15 protein-coding genes and 1 tRNA gene are annotated in these 16,773 nt (G+C 47.0%); 1 reads left to right on the forward strand and 15 read right to left on the reverse strand.

Annotated features, from left to right (window positions below):
• Positions 1 to 36: 36 nt before the first annotated feature.
• The 4 genes from prfB to xerD form a co-directional block, all read right to left on the reverse strand.
• Positions 37 to 1,135 (reverse strand): peptide chain release factor 2 gene (gene prfB / locus LG272_RS08625; protein WP_404407978.1). Its coding sequence is split into 2 segments (ribosomal slippage): positions 37 to 1,059 and positions 1,061 to 1,135, totalling 1,098 coding nucleotides; the frame shifts between segments, so codons are not numbered across the junction.
• 57 nt (positions 1,136 to 1,192) lie between these two features.
• Complete coding sequence (gene recJ, locus LG272_RS08630) at positions 1,193 to 2,905, reverse strand: single-stranded-DNA-specific exonuclease RecJ (protein ID WP_404407980.1); 1,713 nt, start codon at positions 2,903 to 2,905, stop codon at positions 1,193 to 1,195.
• Between the two features lie 2 nt (positions 2,906 to 2,907).
• The gene (gene dsbC, locus LG272_RS08635; RefSeq protein WP_126758940.1) at positions 2,908 to 3,639 is read right to left on the reverse strand and encodes a bifunctional protein-disulfide isomerase/oxidoreductase DsbC; all 732 of its coding nucleotides are present in this window, start codon (positions 3,637 to 3,639) and stop codon (positions 2,908 to 2,910) included.
• Positions 3,640 to 3,673: 34 nt separating this feature from the next.
• Entirely contained in the window at positions 3,674 to 4,597 is a 924-nt protein-coding gene (gene xerD, locus LG272_RS08640; protein WP_404407982.1) for a site-specific tyrosine recombinase XerD, read from the reverse strand.
• A gap of 86 nt (positions 4,598 to 4,683) precedes the next feature.
• Between xerD and LG272_RS08645 the strand changes: the two genes are divergently transcribed.
• Positions 4,684 to 4,768: transfer RNA gene (locus LG272_RS08645), tRNA-Tyr, on the forward strand.
• 8 nt (positions 4,769 to 4,776) lie between these two features.
• Here the strand turns inward: LG272_RS08645 and LG272_RS08650 are convergent.
• The 11 genes from LG272_RS08650 to ispC all read right to left on the reverse strand — a co-directional run bounded on the left by LG272_RS08650 (position 4,777) and on the right by ispC (position 16,772).
• Positions 4,777 to 5,748 carry an NAD(P)H-quinone oxidoreductase gene (locus LG272_RS08650; protein WP_404407984.1) on the reverse strand — a complete coding sequence of 324 codons (972 nt, stop codon included), beginning with the start codon at positions 5,746 to 5,748 and terminating at the stop codon, positions 4,777 to 4,779.
• Between the two features lie 44 nt (positions 5,749 to 5,792).
• Entirely contained in the window at positions 5,793 to 6,623 is an 831-nt protein-coding gene (locus LG272_RS08655) for a pirin family protein (RefSeq protein ID WP_126758942.1), read from the reverse strand.
• Positions 6,620 to 7,579 (reverse strand): glutathione S-transferase family protein, encoded by a 960-nt coding sequence (locus LG272_RS08660; protein WP_404407986.1) that lies wholly within the window; start codon positions 7,577 to 7,579, stop codon positions 6,620 to 6,622. The genes LG272_RS08655 and LG272_RS08660 overlap by 4 nt, the downstream gene beginning before the upstream one ends.
• 115 nt (positions 7,580 to 7,694) lie before the next feature.
• On the reverse strand, positions 7,695 to 8,840 hold the full coding sequence (lpxB, locus tag LG272_RS08665; protein WP_126758944.1) for a lipid-A-disaccharide synthase: 1,146 nt from the start codon (positions 8,838 to 8,840) through the stop codon (positions 7,695 to 7,697).
• 21 nt (positions 8,841 to 8,861) lie between these two features.
• Positions 8,862 to 9,629 (reverse strand): acyl-ACP--UDP-N-acetylglucosamine O-acyltransferase, encoded by a 768-nt coding sequence (gene lpxA, locus LG272_RS08670; RefSeq protein WP_404407989.1) that lies wholly within the window; start codon positions 9,627 to 9,629, stop codon positions 8,862 to 8,864.
• Complete coding sequence (gene fabZ / locus LG272_RS08675; protein WP_126758946.1) at positions 9,630 to 10,082, reverse strand: 3-hydroxyacyl-ACP dehydratase FabZ; 453 nt, start codon at positions 10,080 to 10,082, stop codon at positions 9,630 to 9,632.
• Between the two features lie 29 nt (positions 10,083 to 10,111).
• Positions 10,112 to 11,131: a UDP-3-O-(3-hydroxymyristoyl)glucosamine N-acyltransferase gene (gene lpxD / locus LG272_RS08680; RefSeq protein ID WP_404407992.1), complete on the reverse strand. Its 1,020-nt coding sequence runs from the start codon at positions 11,129 to 11,131 to the stop codon at positions 10,112 to 10,114.
• A gap of 4 nt (positions 11,132 to 11,135) precedes the next feature.
• Positions 11,136 to 11,651: an OmpH family outer membrane protein gene (locus tag LG272_RS08685; RefSeq protein ID WP_157980798.1), complete on the reverse strand. Its 516-nt coding sequence runs from the start codon at positions 11,649 to 11,651 to the stop codon at positions 11,136 to 11,138.
• Between the two features lie 20 nt (positions 11,652 to 11,671).
• Entirely contained in the window at positions 11,672 to 14,188 is a 2,517-nt protein-coding gene (gene bamA / locus LG272_RS08690) for an outer membrane protein assembly factor BamA (protein ID WP_126758949.1), read from the reverse strand.
• 38 nt (positions 14,189 to 14,226) lie between these two features.
• On the reverse strand, positions 14,227 to 15,582 hold the full coding sequence (rseP, locus tag LG272_RS08695) for a sigma E protease regulator RseP (protein ID WP_404407995.1): 1,356 nt from the start codon (positions 15,580 to 15,582) through the stop codon (positions 14,227 to 14,229).
• Complete coding sequence (gene ispC, locus LG272_RS08700) at positions 15,582 to 16,772, reverse strand: 1-deoxy-D-xylulose-5-phosphate reductoisomerase (protein ID WP_126758951.1); 1,191 nt, start codon at positions 16,770 to 16,772, stop codon at positions 15,582 to 15,584. Before ispC ends, rseP begins: the two co-directional genes overlap by 1 nt.
• Position 16,773 lies beyond the last annotated feature (1 nt).

The raw sequence follows: 16,773 nt of genomic DNA on the forward strand, positions 1-16,773 counted from the left end.
CTCTTTTCGCAAGGCTTCAGGCCCTGCAACTTCAATTTATAAACCTGATTTCAAACTTGCTTCAATAAATGGGTCAAGCGCACCATCAAGTACCGCTTGCGTATTACGGTTTTCAACACCGGTACGTAAATCTTTAATTCGTGCATCATCGAGCACGTAAGAGCGGATCTGACTGCCCCAACCAATATCTGACTTTGAATCTTCCAGCGCTTGTTTTTCAGCTAATTGCTTTTGCAATTCTAACTCAAACAACTTCGCTCGTAATTGCTTCATCGCCGCATCACGGTTTTTATGCTGTGAACGGTCGCTCTGGCACTGCACTACCACGCCGGTAGGTTCGTGTGTAATACGAATCGCCGAGTCAGTACGGTTAACGTGCTGACCACCGGCACCGGACGCACGGTAAGTATCGACGCGCAAATCGGCCGGATTAATCTCAATTTCGATAGAGTCATCGACCTCTGGGTAGACAAACACCGAAGCAAACGACGTATGCCGACGATTTCCTGAATCAAAAGGTGATTTACGTACTAATCGATGTACGCCGGTTTCGGTACGTAACCAACCGTAAGCATATTCACCTTGTACACGCACCGTCACTGATTTGATGCCAGCGACTTCACCTTCAGAAAGCTCCGTAATTTCCGCTTTAAAATCATGCGATTCGGCCCAGCGCAAATACATCCGCAACAACATGTTCGCCCAGTCTTGGGCTTCCGTACCACCCGAACCGGCTTGAATATCCAAATAACAGTCCGATGCGTCATGATCGCCAGAAAACATTCTACGGAACTCGAGTGTTGCCAGTTGCCCTTCTAATTGGTCAAGTTCAGCAACCGCATCGTTATAAGTTTCTTCATCATCGGCTTCAACCGCCAATTCGACTAAACCCTCAACATCATCCAGCCCTTGCGCGAGATTGTTCAACGTTTCAACCACTTGTTCAAGACTCGCGCGCTCTTTCCCTAAGGCCTGAGCACGTTCTTGGTCGTTCCAAACGCTCGGGTCTTCAAGCTCACGAGTCACTTCTTCAAGGCGCTCTACTTTCTGAGCGTAGTCAAAGATACCCCCGAAGTAGCTCGCTGCGTTTACGCATTTCTTTTATCGCAACATAAGTAGCATTCGTTTCGAACATAGTTTTTCAATCTCAATAGCAAGTTGTTTGCATGGTTGTTCACAAAGGGGGCGTATTCTACCGCAAAGCGTAAAAATGCTCTAGTTGTAGCTCCACAGAAGTGCGTCCACGAAAGTGATTTAATTGAATTTTATAGGCAGCATGCACGCGCTGCACGGAATCATCAGGCCAGGTTTCTAAATCAATATTAAATGCAATCGCATCAACAACCACACGTTGTGGCGTTTCAAGTACCAATTTCAAATGACGCTCCCCCACCAAACGTTGACTTACAATGCGGAACTCACCATCGAAAATCGGCTCCGGAAACCCTTGTCCCCACGGTCCATAAGCTTCCAATTGGCGCACAAATGGCTCTTGCAGATAATCCGCATCGAGCTCGCCGTCCGACCAAATGGTGCGAGTAAGCTCTTCGTCACCCAGCCAAGTTTCAACCTGTTGTGTAAACGCCTGTCGAAATTCGTTTAAATTTTCGTGCGCGAGAGTCAGTCCAGCGGCCATAGCATGGCCGCCGAACCGTTCAATTAAGTTTGGATGTAAGCTATGCACACGTTCTAAGACGTCTCGAATATGTAACCCCGGAATCGAGCGCGCCGACCCCTTTAAATAACCGTCGTCACTGTCGGCAAAGGCTATCACCGGTCGATGACATTGCTCTTTAACTCGCCCCGCTACGATACCAACTACGCCTTGATGCCAGCCTGCTTGGTAGAGCACCAGCGCGGCTGGTAATCGGTCACTGTCGGCATTGAGTTGTGCCACATAGGCTTCAGCTTCTTCACGCATTTCAGTTTCGATATTGCGACGCGCTTTATTTAACGCATCAAGTTGCAATGCGTATTGTTGGGCTTGCGTCAAATTATCCGCGAGCAAGCATTCTATGCCGGCGGCCATATCATCTAATCGCCCGGCGGCATTGATTCGTGGCCCGATAGCGAAGCCAAGATCGCTGGCTTGAAGCTGCTGTGGGTCACGGTTGGCAACCTGAAGTAATGCGGCGATGCCAGGACGGCAATAACCAGCCCGAATCCGCTGTAACCCCTGCTGCACCAAAATGCGGTTAACGCCATCAAGTTTCACCACGTCAGCAACAGTACCAACTGCAACTAAGTCGAGCCATTGCGCTAAATTCGGTGTTTCGATGCCACGTTCACGCAGTTCATGACGCAATGCCAACAGCACATAGAATGCAACGCCTACCCCAGCAATATTCGAGCTAGGAAAGTCACAGTTTGGCTGATTCGGATTGACAATAACATCGGCATTCGGCAATTCTGCGCCCGGCAAATGGTGATCAGTAATTATCACGGTCATACCCGCTGCTTTGGCTGCAGCAACTCCTGCATGACACGATATGCCGCTATCAACTGTCACGATTATCTGAGCGCCTTGCTGTTGTGCTTGTGCCACTACCGCTGGTGATAAGCCATAACCATCAGCGAAACGATTCGGCACAATATAACTAACCTGCGGCGCATCTAATGCCTGAAGTACCGAAACCATTAAAGCTGTCGATGTCGCGCCATCAGCATCAAAGTCGCCGCAAATACATATCGCTTGTTGCTGTAAAATCGCATCAGCAAGAATCTTTGCCGCAACATCGGCACCTTTCAGCAAATTAAAGTGTGGTAAGTGCTTGGCTCCGAGATCCAGTTGCTGAGTTTCGGCAATGCCTCGGCGAGCAAGAATTTGCGCCAATAGTGGCGGCATGCCAGAAGCCCAATCGCCGACTGCGACAGTGGGACGACGATGAATGCTGATATCAGTCATGATTATTTATCAAGTTCCGCAGCAAGACGCTCAGGTGGAACATAGCCTGGTAGCATACGTCCCGACTCGAATACAATGGCCGGTGTGCCACGAACACCAAACTTATGACCAAGTGCATAATGCTGCGCAACCGGATCATTACATGATGATGACGTTATTGTTTCGTCATTTTTTGCAGCGCTCAACGCAGCTTGTGGGTCATCTGCACACCACGCATTCTTCAAATCACTCGCGGCGTTGCTCTGCATGCCGTTGCGCGGCCATGCTAAATAGCGCACCGAAATGCCCAAGGCAAGGTATTCGTCGATGCGTTCGTGCAACTGTCGGCAATAGCCACAACTGGTGTCGGTAAATACATGAATTACATGCTTTTCGTTCGGCGCGGTATATTCAATCACAGTATCCTCAACCTGCGCTAAATCCTTCACTCGCATGGCTTCAAGTACCGCTTCGCTGACATTATTCGGCTCGCTGCCGGTAATTTCGTAAATACGACCACTGACAATATGACGCCCATCTTTACTGGCGTAAACTAAACCTTGATCGGTGATTACTTCCATCAAGCCATCGATATGGGCTGGACGTGCAGATTCCACCACAAACCCCATGCGCTGCATGTGGCTGGTATCAAATTCCTCATCCGCTACCTGTGCGTTCGGCGCGGTTGTGGCTGTTTGCTCAGGCGAGCACGCCAAGGCCAAAAAACTCAAACCAAAAACTGCCAAATACTTCATGAATTATCCTAATTTAACTGCTGTCGAATAGTAACTAAGCACGCGGATGATGGCTTGCGTGTAATTGCTGCAAACGTTCGCGCGCAACATGTGTATAAATCTGTGTGGTCGATAAGTCACTGTGACCCAATAACATTTGTAACACCCGCAAATCGGCACCGTGGTTCAATAGGTGTGTTGCAAAAGCATGACGTAATGTATGCGGCGACAAATGGGAGCGTATATCTGCACGTTGGGCATAATAACGAATTCGATGCCAAAATGCTTGTCGCGTCAAAGGTCCTCCGCGACGTGTTACAAATACCCAGTCGCCGGGTTGGGCATGCAATTGCAGACGACCGTCTTGAAAATAGCGCTGTAACCAGTCTAAGGCTTCTTCACCTAATGGCACCAAGCGCTCTTTATTGCCTTTACCGACAACACGCACGAGCTCCTGCTGAAAGTGGATTTGATCGACTTGTAAGTTGACTAATTCGGTCACTCGCAATCCGGTTGCATACAATACTTCAAGCATGGCTTTGTCGCGAAGTTGAACCGGATCGTCAATATCGGGAGCGGTCAGTAACGCTTCAACTTCCGCTTCAGACAAACTGTGTGGAATCGATTGTGGTTGTTTCGGGCGAGCCAAGCGTGTGGTCGGGTCACGCGTGCACAATCGCTCAGCTACCGCATACTGATAGAATTTCTTCAGTGCGCTAAGCGCTCGAGAGGTACTACGTGGCGAAAAACCATTTTGCCTGCGCCACAACAAGTAGCGCTCAAGGTCTGTACTTGTTACTTGAAGCAATTGCGACTGTTGATATTCACTGAGAAAACGCTGAAAACTACGTAGATCAGTACGGTACGCTGCACTGGTGTGCTGACTCACGCCCTGCTTTAACCACAACCGGTCAAGAAATCTAGCAATTTCTTCATCGACTTCAAGAGGTATAGCATCCACTGACTTTGCTGGGCTCATTGGTTCACTTCGTTGTTAAATTCCAATGGCATCATCATAAACGGGTTTACAGCGACTCTCAATCTGCTATTATGCCGCCCTCGCGTGGAGGGGTTCCCGAGCGGTCAAAGGGATCAGACTGTAAATCTGACGGCTCAGCCTTCGCAGGTTCGAATCCTGCCCCCTCCACCACTTCTTTTCTACCAAACCAAAATCAGCTTACCCTGCGTAGCATTATCTCGTAATCGCTGAAAGGCTTGCTCAACCTCGCCAACCGGAATTACCTCATCAATATTTGGCGTTATTCTTGCTTGTTCAAATAACGGCCAAACATGAGCATATAACTCGGCCATTATGCGTGCTTTTACTTGCAGCGGCTGGCTTCTTAGGGTGCTACCAATAATACGTTGGCGTTTCATCAGTAATCTGCCGGCATCAAGCTGCGCCTCGCGCCCACCCATTAAACCAATAACAATTAAACGACCGTCTTGATTCAGCACTTGTTGATCCCATGCCACGTAATCACCAGCAACTGGATCTAAAATGATATCGACACCACCCCATGCCTTCACCGCATCCACAAAACTACCGTTGCGGCGATTCCACACTTTTTCTGCACCAAGTCGTTGTGCTTGAACAAGTTTTTCGTCACTACCCGCGGTTGCGAAGGTTGGATTACCTCGTTCACGTGCTAGTTGTAACAAGGCTTGGCCAACGCCACTTGCCGCTGCATGGACGAGAATGCGTTCCCCCGGTTGTGCAGCCGCTAAACCGTAGACGTTATACCACGCCGTGGCAAAAACCTCACAAATACCCGCTGCTTGCGCAAGATCCATTTTTGCCGGAACGGGTAATACTTGTGTTGCGGGTACGGCGACATACTCCGCATAGCCGCCACCGGTTAACAGCGCACACACGCGATCGCCAACTTTAAAGGCTCCCACATTTGTGCCCACAGCATGAACCATGCCACTCACCTCTAAGCCAAGTACATCAGAAGCCCCTGGTGGCGGCGGGTAATGCCCCGCCAACTGCATTAAATCGGCTCGATTCATACCACTGTAGGCAACTTTAATGAGTACTTCGTCGGCAGCGACTTGTGGCTGTGGTCGGTGTTGCCATTGAACCTGCTGCTGCTCACCGGCAACAATGACTTGCATACTTGCAGACATAAGCTCTCCTTATTGAATGGCACCTCAGTGAGACCGAAACTTAGTTAGGCGGTTAGTTTACCCGATTGATAATCACGCAACGCCTGTTCAATTTCTGCCTGTGAATTCATCACAAAGGGTCCATACTGAGCGATAGGTTCACCAATTGGTTCGCCAGCTAAAATTATCATGCCCACCGAACTGTTAACCGATTTCAGCTGCAAGTCGTCGGTTTGATTCAAGCGCACTAATTCACCACGTTCAACTTGTTTGTCATTCACAGTCACGGTTCCGGCATAAACATAGGCTAAACGCGTTTGTTGTTGTTGACTTGGAACCGTTAGCTCTGCATCTTGATCGAGCCGAACATCGAGCATCAGAAACCGCTGTTCAGGTTGCTGTATTGGCCCTTCTTGGCCATCTAATTGACCGGCAATGACGCGAACTTCCGCGTTGTCATAATTTACCACCCCAAGCTTAGCTTGCGGATAGTCCGCCCAATCGGCAGCTTCCATTTTGCGCGCAGCCGGCAGGTTAATCCAAAGTTGAAATCCCCACATCAACCCGTCTTCTTGCTTTGGCATTTCGGCGTGGATAATTCCGCGTGCTGCTTTCATCCATTGAGCACCACCAGCCTCAACCACACCGGTATTGCCGTTGGAATCTTTGTGTTCCATGCGACCTGCCAGCATGTAAGTTAAAGTAACAAAACCTCGGTGCGGATGCGGTGGAAATCCTGCGATGTAATCGTTTGGATTATCCGAGCGAAACTCATCCAGCATTAAAAATGGATCTTGGTAACGCAGACTTGGCTGGTTCACAATACGCGTCAATTTCACACCGGCGCCATCTTGAGCTGGCATACCGCGGTGACGACTTAAAATGACATTACTCATAACACCACCTCTTTAAGCGTGTGCGACGATAAAAAATCAATCTGAGGACCCACTGGAACAATACCTGTCGGGTTAATCATATGATGACTGCCGTAATAATGTTGCTTGATATGATCCATAACGACCGTTTCGGCAATACCAGGTACTTGATATAACGCTTTCACATAGTTCCAAAGGTTAGGATAGTCGACAATACGACGCTTGTTCGTTTTGAAATGACCCACATAGACGGAATCAAAGCGCACCAATGTGGTAAACAAACGCCAGTCTGCTTCAGTTAACGTCTCACCGACCAAATAGGATTGCGTCGCAAGTCGCTCTTCTAACTTATCAAGCGCCTCAAATAACTCTTCAAATGCTTCTTCGTAGGCAGTTTGCTGGGTAGCAAAGCCGCACTTATAAACACCGTTGTTTACGCGGTCGTAAACGTAGTCATTGATGGTATCAATGTCTTGTTGAAGTTTCTCTGGATAAAAATCTAACGTATTGCCCGTGATATCGTTAAAAGCACTATTAAACATGCGAATAATATCCGCCGATTCATTGCTTACGATGGTTTGTTGTTGTTTATCCCAAAGTACCGGAACGGTAACGCGACCACTGTAATGACTATCAGCCTTTAGATAAAGTTGATACAGAAAGTCTAAGTTATATAGGCCATCATTTAGCGGTTGATCTGCAAATTCCCAGCCGTTTTCAAGCATCAACGGATGCACAACAGACACACTAATGTGTGATTCAAGTTCTTTTAATTGACGAAAAATAAGCGTACGATGCGCCCAAGGACACGCAAAACTTACATACAAATGATAACGACCACTTTGTGCCGGAAATTTTGCGTTGCCGTCAGCTTCAATCCAATTCCGAAACTGCGCCGCACTGCGCTCGAACTTGCCACCGGTACTATCGGTGTCATACCACTTATCTTGCCATTTTCCGTCGACGAGTAATCCCATGACGATCTCCTTAAAGATAATTCGAATGTCTTGGAATAGAGTATAACGGGTAAGTTATCGAATGATTATTGAGAAATTCGCGGCTTTATATTCGAAAAAATCGAATAATCGACACTTAATCAGAAATTAACTGGCTCACAACTTGCGCACTTAACACGTCAGCATGTTGTTTTAATTGATGATGTAATTCAGCAAATCGCGCAACTGTTTGCTCAGCTTGCGGCTCGAGTTGTAATGCAAGTGCTGCCGTCAAATTATCAACCGTCGCCTCTTCTTGCGCGAATTCTGGAACCAATAACGCATCAGCGAGCAAGTTAGGCAAACTGAAAAATCGGGCTTTAAACAGCCGCTTGATCAATTGATACGTTAACCAGTTAAATTTATAGGCAACCACCATTGGTCGCTTAATTAACATGGCTTCCAAAGTAACCGTACCCGATGTAAGTAACAACGCATCGCACGCCGCCATGGTGTCGCGAGACTGGCCATCAATCATCGTTAACGGGAGTTCAGGCGCTATCTGTTGCTGGAGTACTTTGAATTGTTCGGCTCGCGCAGCACTGATCATTGGCGTCACAAATTTTAAAGCTGGATTATCTGCATATAATCGCTTAGCAACCTGCAAAAACAATGGCGCCATGCGTGCAATTTCGCCTTTGCGACTGCCAGGTAAAACACCAATCCATTGTGAAACGTTATCAAGCTGAAGGTGCGCACGAGCATCGCTCTTCTGCCATTGCATTGGGATAGCATCGGCTAATGGATGCCCAACAAAGGTGGCCGCGAGTTCGTGTTCATCGTAAAAAGCTTTTTCGAATGGTAATAGACACAACACATGATCCACGGCTTGTTTAATGCCATGAATACGACCTTGACGCCATGCCCACACTGAAGGGCTGACATAATGCACGGTTTTGATGCCGGCAGCTTTTAGACGTTTCGCAATAGGTAAATTGAAATCTGGCGCATCTATACCAATAAAAACATCCGGGCGACGCTCTAAAAAGGTATTCACCAGCAAGCGACGGTGGCCAAGCAGTTTAAACAGACTACCCAACACCTCAGCAATTCCCATTACCGCCAAATCTTCCATGGGCACGAGACTTTGTAGGCCTTGCGCTTGCATCAATGGTCCACCAACGCCGATGAATTCAGCATTTGGGTATAATCGGCGGAGCTCGCGCAACATGCCGGCACCGAGTAAGTCACCCGAATGTTCGCCGGCAATCACCGCAATGAGAGGAGCTGTTGAGGTTGTCATGGTACCTTGTCGTTAATGAAATTAACGAATAATGCCACGCTGGCTGTTCTGAACAAAATCAATTAAGGGTGACAGCTCAGTATCAGCATCGAGGTCGCGCATTTTTTCCACCGCCTCGCTTATCGTCAAACCTTGGCGGTACAATAATTTAAATGCGCGCTTAATATTCAGAATCTGATTCGGTTGGAAACCGCGACGCTTCAACCCTTCGGCGTTAATTGTGCGCGGCGCCGCATTGTGTCCTTGCGCCATAATATAAGGGGGGATATCTTGTACCACGACTGAATTAACCGCAGTAAATGCATGTGCACCAATGTGACAAAACTGATGCACACCGGTAAACCCACCCAGAATCGCCCAGTCGCCAACATGCACATGTCCAGCCAAGGTGGTGTTATTCGCAAGAATGACGTTATCACCCACCATACAGTCATGAGCAACATGCACATAAGCCATCAACAGATTGTTACTACCGATTTGGGTTAACCCCTGATCTTGCACCGTACCGCGATGAATAGTTACACACTCACGAATGACATTATTATCGCCAATCACCAACCGCGTTGGTTCACCGTTGTACTTTTTATCTTGGCAATCTTCGCCAACCGATGCGAATTGAAAAATTCGGTTATTCTTACCCAACACCGTTGGCCCACGCAACACCACGTGGGGGCCAATGACGCAATTGTCACCAATTTCAACATGTGCCCCAACAATCGTGTACGGACCAATTTCAACATTGTTGCCAATGCGCGCTGAGTCATCAATAATCGCGGTTGGATGAATCACTTAGACTTCCCTTCTTGCACAAATGATATCGCAGCTACATGCTAACTCACCGTCAACATCCGCACGACCTTTAAACACCCAGATACCGCGGCGTTCTTTTTCAAACGTTACATGCAAGTTCATGGTATCACCTGGTAACACCTGCCGTTTAAAGCGCGCGTTATCAACACCTGCAAATAAGTATAGGTCATTCGTGCCAGGGCTGCTTTCGGTAATTTTGAAACCAAGCAAACCAGCCGCTTGCGCTAGTGCTTCTAGAATTAATACACCCGGGAAAATCGGGTTTTCGGGAAAATGCCCGGTAAAAATAGGTTCATTAACCGAAACATTCTTAACCGCATGAATGGTTGTTTTATTGTCACAAGCAACCACTTTATCCACGAGCAAAAATGGATAACGGTGCGGTAATAACCGAAGAACTTCTTTAATATCAAATGCGCCATCTGCAGACAAAGCGTCATCCTCGTTTTATCATTAATTAATTATTGTTCGAGTTGTTTTTCAATTTTCTTAACGCGCTGGAACAAGTCGTCTAACTGACGATAACGCGCCCCATTACGCCGCCACTCCCGTTGTGGGGCAGCAGGAATACCTGAAGCATAGGCGCCAGGTTCAGTAATTTCCTTAATAACCATTGAGAAACCACTGATTTGTACGTCGTCGCAAATTGAAATGTGACCATTAATTGCAGTTGCCCCACCAATTAAACAACGCTTACCAATACGGCAGCTTCCCGCTAAAACGGTGCAGCCTGCAATCGCTGTGTCTTCATCAATAAACACGTTATGCGCAATTTGGCACTGATTATCAATAATCACGCCATTGCTGATAATCGTATCGTCAAGTGCACCACGGTCAATGGTGGTACTCGCACCGATATCAACACGATCGCCAATGACGACGCGGCCTAGCTGTGGAATTTTAATCCACTTACCAGCTTCATTAGCCCAACCAAAACCATCGGCTCCTATCACGGTACCAGCATGCACCAAGCAATGCTCACCGATAACACAGTTGTGATAAATCACAACATGTTGCCAAAGTTGCGTGTTTGCACCAATTTGAGTGCCTGGTCCAACATAGCAGCCGACACCAATCGTGACATTGTCGGCTAATACCACGTTTTCAGCAATGACTGCGTTCGCTCCAATCGCCACGTTTTTCCCAATTTTTGCACTGGGATGAATTTGCGCGCTGGCATGAATGCTTTCAGCTGGTTTCGGTGTGGTATCGAGTAACTGCGCAATTTTTGCGAATCCCGCATAAGGATTACGTGTACGCAAGGCCGACATGCCTTTCGGGACATCAACATCGGGAGCCACAATGACCGCACCCGCATGCGAAGTATCAAGTTGGCTACGATATTTTTCATTGGCTAAAAAGGCAATTTGCCCCGGCTGAGCCGAGGCAAGTGTAGCAACACCGGTTATCATGAGGGCGGCATCGCCCTGCACTTCTGCACCAATTGCGTCAGCAAGCTGCTGCAACGTTAGTGTTTGCATTAACTTAGTTTCCACCTGTCATTTTATTGACAACTTCGTCAGTCAAATCAGCTGAATCTGCCGCATAAATGAGCGCGCTGCTTTGCAGTACCACATCGTAATTTTGCTCGCTGGCAACAGCTTGAGCATTGCGCATGACCTCAGTCATTAACTGATCACGCACTTCATTACCTCGACGATTCATGTCTTCACGAAGGGCTTTAACTTTCAATTGACGCGTGGTGTCAAGCATTTCCATTTCGCGTTCCATTTTTACACGCTCAGCTGGAGACATGATCGATGCATCACGCTGCGCTTTTTCACTTAAAGCACGCATTTGTTCTTCAAGTTTAGATACTTCTTCAATCTGACCTTTGAACTCATCTTGAATTTGTTGTTCAAGATTACGAGCTTGTGGCAAGTTAGACAAAACTTCTTGCATGCTAACAAAACCAATCTTCTGTTGCGCTTCTGCCGCATTGGCAAACAATGCAGATGACAATAAAGCAACTGCGATACTAGATTTAACGATAGCTTTCACTATTAACTCCTTGATACTTATTAGAATGTTGTACCGATATTAAACGTAAACGTCTGCGTACGATCGGTCTCTTCTGATTTAATCGGCCGACCGAATGATAACGTGATTGGTCCCATTGGTGAAATCCATTGTATAGAAATACCAGCCGCTGCGCGATAGTGCGATGGCTCACTGTAATCTTTCAATGGTTCTGAGTTACCAAGCAGCTCAAGTTGGCTATAGGTTGCGTAGTCAAACTCCGTATCCCACACGTTACCTACATCAATATAAAAACTGGTACGAACCGTATTTTTGTTTTCTTCAGATATAAACGGCGTAGGTACAATCAATTCTAACCCACCTACGGCCATTGCATTACCACCAACTGAATATTGGCTTACCGCAACTTGGTCTGCGCCAGGGTACGCAGGAAGTCCCGGTGGAATACCATCATAACCAGGTTGGCCTGGAATCGTTTGCGGATACCGATAAATAGCGCGTGGACCAATGGTGTTTCCTTCAAACCCGCGCAAGTTATCGCGGCCACCTAAGCGGAAGTTCTCATAGAATGGGAATAAGTATTCGTTTCCGTTCTCATCGGTTCCGTACCCGTTACCATAGCCAATCCGTAAACGCGTCATAAACACAAAGCTATGGCTATCAGTAATTGGGAAATATTGGCGATAGTCATAGTTCGTGCGGAAGTAATTCACATCGCTATTTGGCGTGGCCACTTCAACACTTAAACTATTTGACGAGCCGGCCGTAGGGAACATGCCACGATTCAATGTCACTCGGCTAATGCCTGCTGAAAGCTCAAAGATGTCAAATTTCACACCTAAATTCGGGTTTTGCTCATCCAAATAAGGGCGGTAGAAGCGTGAAACTTGCTCATAGCTATCGACGTTACTAATCTGCTCATTTCGGTACGTCGCGCCAAAGTTTAAACTTGTCACTTCATTGATTGGGAAGCCGATTGAGCTACCAATACCGTATTGTTTCTTGTTGTAACGTATATAGTTTTCAAGGTTACCCGCATCAAACTCGCTCACGTAGAGCTGACCAGATAAACTCACGCCATCCTTCGTTAAATATCGGTCGGTATAAGAAACCGAGGCGCTCTTATTATAACGGTTCGTGTTCACATTAATCGCAGCTCGGTTACCCGAGCCTAAGAAGTTTTCTTGTGACAAACCGAGACCAATTTGGAAACCAGAATAGTCGCCGTAACCTAAGGTGAAATTAAAACTTCCTGACGGTTGCTCTTTCACCGTAAAATCAACTTCTACGCGGTCGTCTTCGGTATCCGATTTGCGGGTCGATGTTTCAACTGTTTCAAAATAACCTAAGCGCTCTAAACGAACTTTACTTTGCTCAATCAATTGGTCATTCAGTGGCGCGCCTTCAAGTTGGCGCATTTCTCGACGTAACACTTCGTCAGCGGTAATGTTGTTACCAATAAAATTGATTCTATCGACGTAAATCCGTTGCCCAGGATTAACCGAGAAGGTCAAATCAACTTCGTTGCTCCCTTCTTGCATATCTGGAATAGCACGCACTTCAGGATAGGCATAGCCAAAACGACCGTAATAACGCGAGATAGCATCTTCTAGGAATGTAATTTGCTCAGCATTATACCGAGTACCCGGGTCGATTGACGTAAGTCGCTTTATCACGTCATCATGGCCTTTCAAATCACCAATGACGTTTACTTCGCGAACGTCATATACTTCGCCTTCATTCACGTTAATCGTGATGTATACGCCCTCTCTGTCTGGTGTCATACTGACTTGGACAGATTCAATCTGGAAAGCAAGGTAACCTCGGTTACGATAGAAACTCTCTAGTTTCTCAAGGTCACCGGACAACTGTTGTTTCTGATAACGGCGTTCGCCAATGAAATTCCACCATGGCAATTTATCTTTCAATTCAAAGTCGGCTAATAACTGTTCATCGGTAAAACTACTATTACCAACAATATTAATCTGTTGAATTTCTGCAGAATCGCCTTCTTCAAATTTCAGTTCTAAACGAACACGATTGCGGGGCAATTCAATCACATTAATTTCAACAGACGCGTTATATTTACCAACGCCGTGGAAAAAATCTTCGAGCCCAGTTTCAATTGACGAGATCATGGTGCGGTCAAGTTGCTCACCGACAACAATACCGCTGTCCGTTAAGCTCTCTTCTAACTGCTCGTCTTTAATTTCTTTGTTACCGTCAAATTCAATACTGGCAATTGTTGGGCGTTCAATAACTTCGAAAACTAACGTATTACCGTCGCGTTTAACGACAATATTTTCAAAGTATGCAGCCGAGTTTAACGACCGAATACTCGCGCGGATGCGGCTAGCATCTACTTCGTCACCCACTCGAATTGGTATATAGGTTAGCGCAGCCCCTAGTGCGACTCGCTGCAAACCACGAACACGAATGTCTTCAACGACAAATTTTTCGAAATTTATTTGTGAATTATTTTCTGCACTACTCGCCTCGTAAGCCGGCAGTGACGCCGCTGCAACGAGGGCGCTTAAAAACAGCTGTTTCAACGTCATTCTGTGCTACTTAATTGTTTTATGTTGTACATGTCGTTTCATTGAGACAATCGCAAAATATCATTGCTGATTGCAATCGCCATTAACGCAAAAATTAGAATACCGCCAATACGGTAACAAATCTCTTGAACACGATCTGAAACGGGTTTACCTCTGGCGCCTTCAATGGCCAAAAATGCGAGGTGTCCGCCATCTAATACCGGTAGCGGTACTAAATTGATGATGCCCAAGTTGACACTAATTAATGCTAGAAACCCTAAAAAATAAACGAATCCATAACTGGCTGTCGCTCCAGCTCCCTCCGCTATCGCAACTGGCCCACTCAAATTACTAACAGAAACTGTTCCGGTAACCAGCTTACCAATCATTTTCACGCTAAGAACCATAAGTTCCCATGTGCGCTCAGCGCCTTTCCAGAGGCCTTCCAATACACCGTATTGTTGCGTGAATCGATACTCTTCAGGATATGGTGCGACGGTCGGCTCTCCCCCTAAAAAGCCAATATCTTGCTGATTCACTTCTCGACTACCGAGACGAACCGAAATAACTCGCTGTTCGCCATTACGTTCAATAGTTAAGTCGACCTGTTGTCCCGGCGCTTGTACGATTAAGTCTCTCGTTTGAGGCCAATCAGTAACAGGAGTTCCATTAAATTCAAGAATTTTATCACGCAACTGCAATCCAGCCTGCGCGGCTGGTGAATTTTCCGCAACATAACTCAGTTCAAGAGATACCTCGGGCTGATAGGGTTGCATACCTATTGCTAAAAACGTCGGTTGCTGACTGTCATCCAATCGCCATTGCGAAATATCCAAGGTGTAATCGCGTAAGCGATTATTTTCGTCACGCGTTTGCAGTAAAACTTGGTTATTGCCAAGTGCAGCAGCAAGGTTCAGGTTTACTTGTTGCCAATCAGCGGTGCGCTTATTATCCACAGAAACAATTTCTGTTGGCGTTACAATGCCTGCCGCATCGGCAATTGAGTTCGGTGTCGTGGTGCCAATCACTGGTTTAACCGACGGCACACCAATCAAGAACATAAGCCACAGCACAGCTATCGCGAGAATAAAATTAGCAAGTGGTCCGGCGGCAATCACGGCAGCACGCTGCGCCACAGATTTTGAGTTAAAACTTAAGTGCCGTTGTTCAACAGGCACATCATCGACGCGCTCATCAAGCATGCGCACATAACCACCAAGTGGAATCATACCAACTTGATAGACCGTGCCATCAGCTGCTTGGCGTTGCCAAATGGGCTTTCCAAAACCGACCGAAAAGGTAAGGACTTTAACGCCACAACGACGCGCCACCCAAAAATGACCAAACTCATGAAAGGTCACCAAAATTCCAAGGGTAATGACGAACGCACCAAGCGACCAAATAATACTGCCCATTACGAAACTTGCTCCACTTGCTGTCGTGCTACTGCACGCGCTTCTTTATCGAGTTCAATTAGCGCTTCAACCGATGTTAATTCAACGGTGTTTAATTGCTGTAACACCCTATCACAAATATCACCAATTGCGGTGAATGGAATGCGTTCTTGTAAAAATGCCGCCACCGCAATTTCATTCGCAGCATTGAGACTAGTGGTTGCCCACTGCCCTTCCCAGCACGCATCGATTGCTAATTGCAAACACGGATAGCGTGCCGCGTCAGCGGACATGAAGGTCAGTTCACTCAGTTGTAGAAAATCAAGCGCCTGAACACCGCTCTCAATACGCTCGGGATAACCGAGGCCATAAGCGATTGGCGTGCGCATGTCCGGTTGTCCCAATTGCGCAATTACTGAACCATCGATATAACTAACCATGGAATGGATCACGCTTTGCGGGTGCACCAATACTTGTATCTGGTCTTTTTTGCAGTTAAACAACCAACGCGCCTCAATATACTCAAGGCCTTTGTTCAACATCGTGGCCGAATCGACCGAGATTTTCTGGCCCATCGACCAGTTTGGGTGGTTACACGCTGCCGCAGGTGTTTGTTCCGCAAGTTTGGCTATCGGTAGCTCACGAAAAGGGCCGCCAGAGCCTGTCAGTAAAATTTGGTGAATACCGGCAGTCGCCAAATCAGCGTGTCCAAGCGGCTGTTGCACTTCAGGAGGCAAACACTGATAGATCGCATTGTGCTCGCTATCGATAGGTAGTAACTCTGCACCGTATTTGGCCACCGCATCCATAAATAACTGACCAGACATCACTAACGCTTCTTTATTAGCTAATAAGACGCGTTTACCTGCTTTCACTGCAGCCATCGTTGGTAGCAAACCAGCCGCTCCCACAATCGCCGCCATTACGGTAGTGACTTGAGAATCAGCAGCTACCGCAATAACAGCTTCAGCGCCCGCTAAAACCTCACAATCGCAATCACTTAATTCTTGTTGTAAACGTTGCGCCGCTTGCTTGTCTGCCATCACCGCAAAACGTGGTTTAAAGCGTCGACATATATCAGCCATGTCGGCCACGTTGCCATTGGCGGTAACCGCAAATAGCTCAAATTGCTCAGGGTGATTGGCCATTACCGCCAAGGTATTTTGGCCAATTGAACCGGTTGCTCCAAGAATGGTAACGCGTTGCTTCATA

Source organism: Pseudidiomarina marina, from assembly GCF_044807045.1.
Taxonomy (GTDB): Bacteria; Pseudomonadota; Gammaproteobacteria; order Enterobacterales; family Alteromonadaceae; genus Pseudidiomarina; species Pseudidiomarina marina.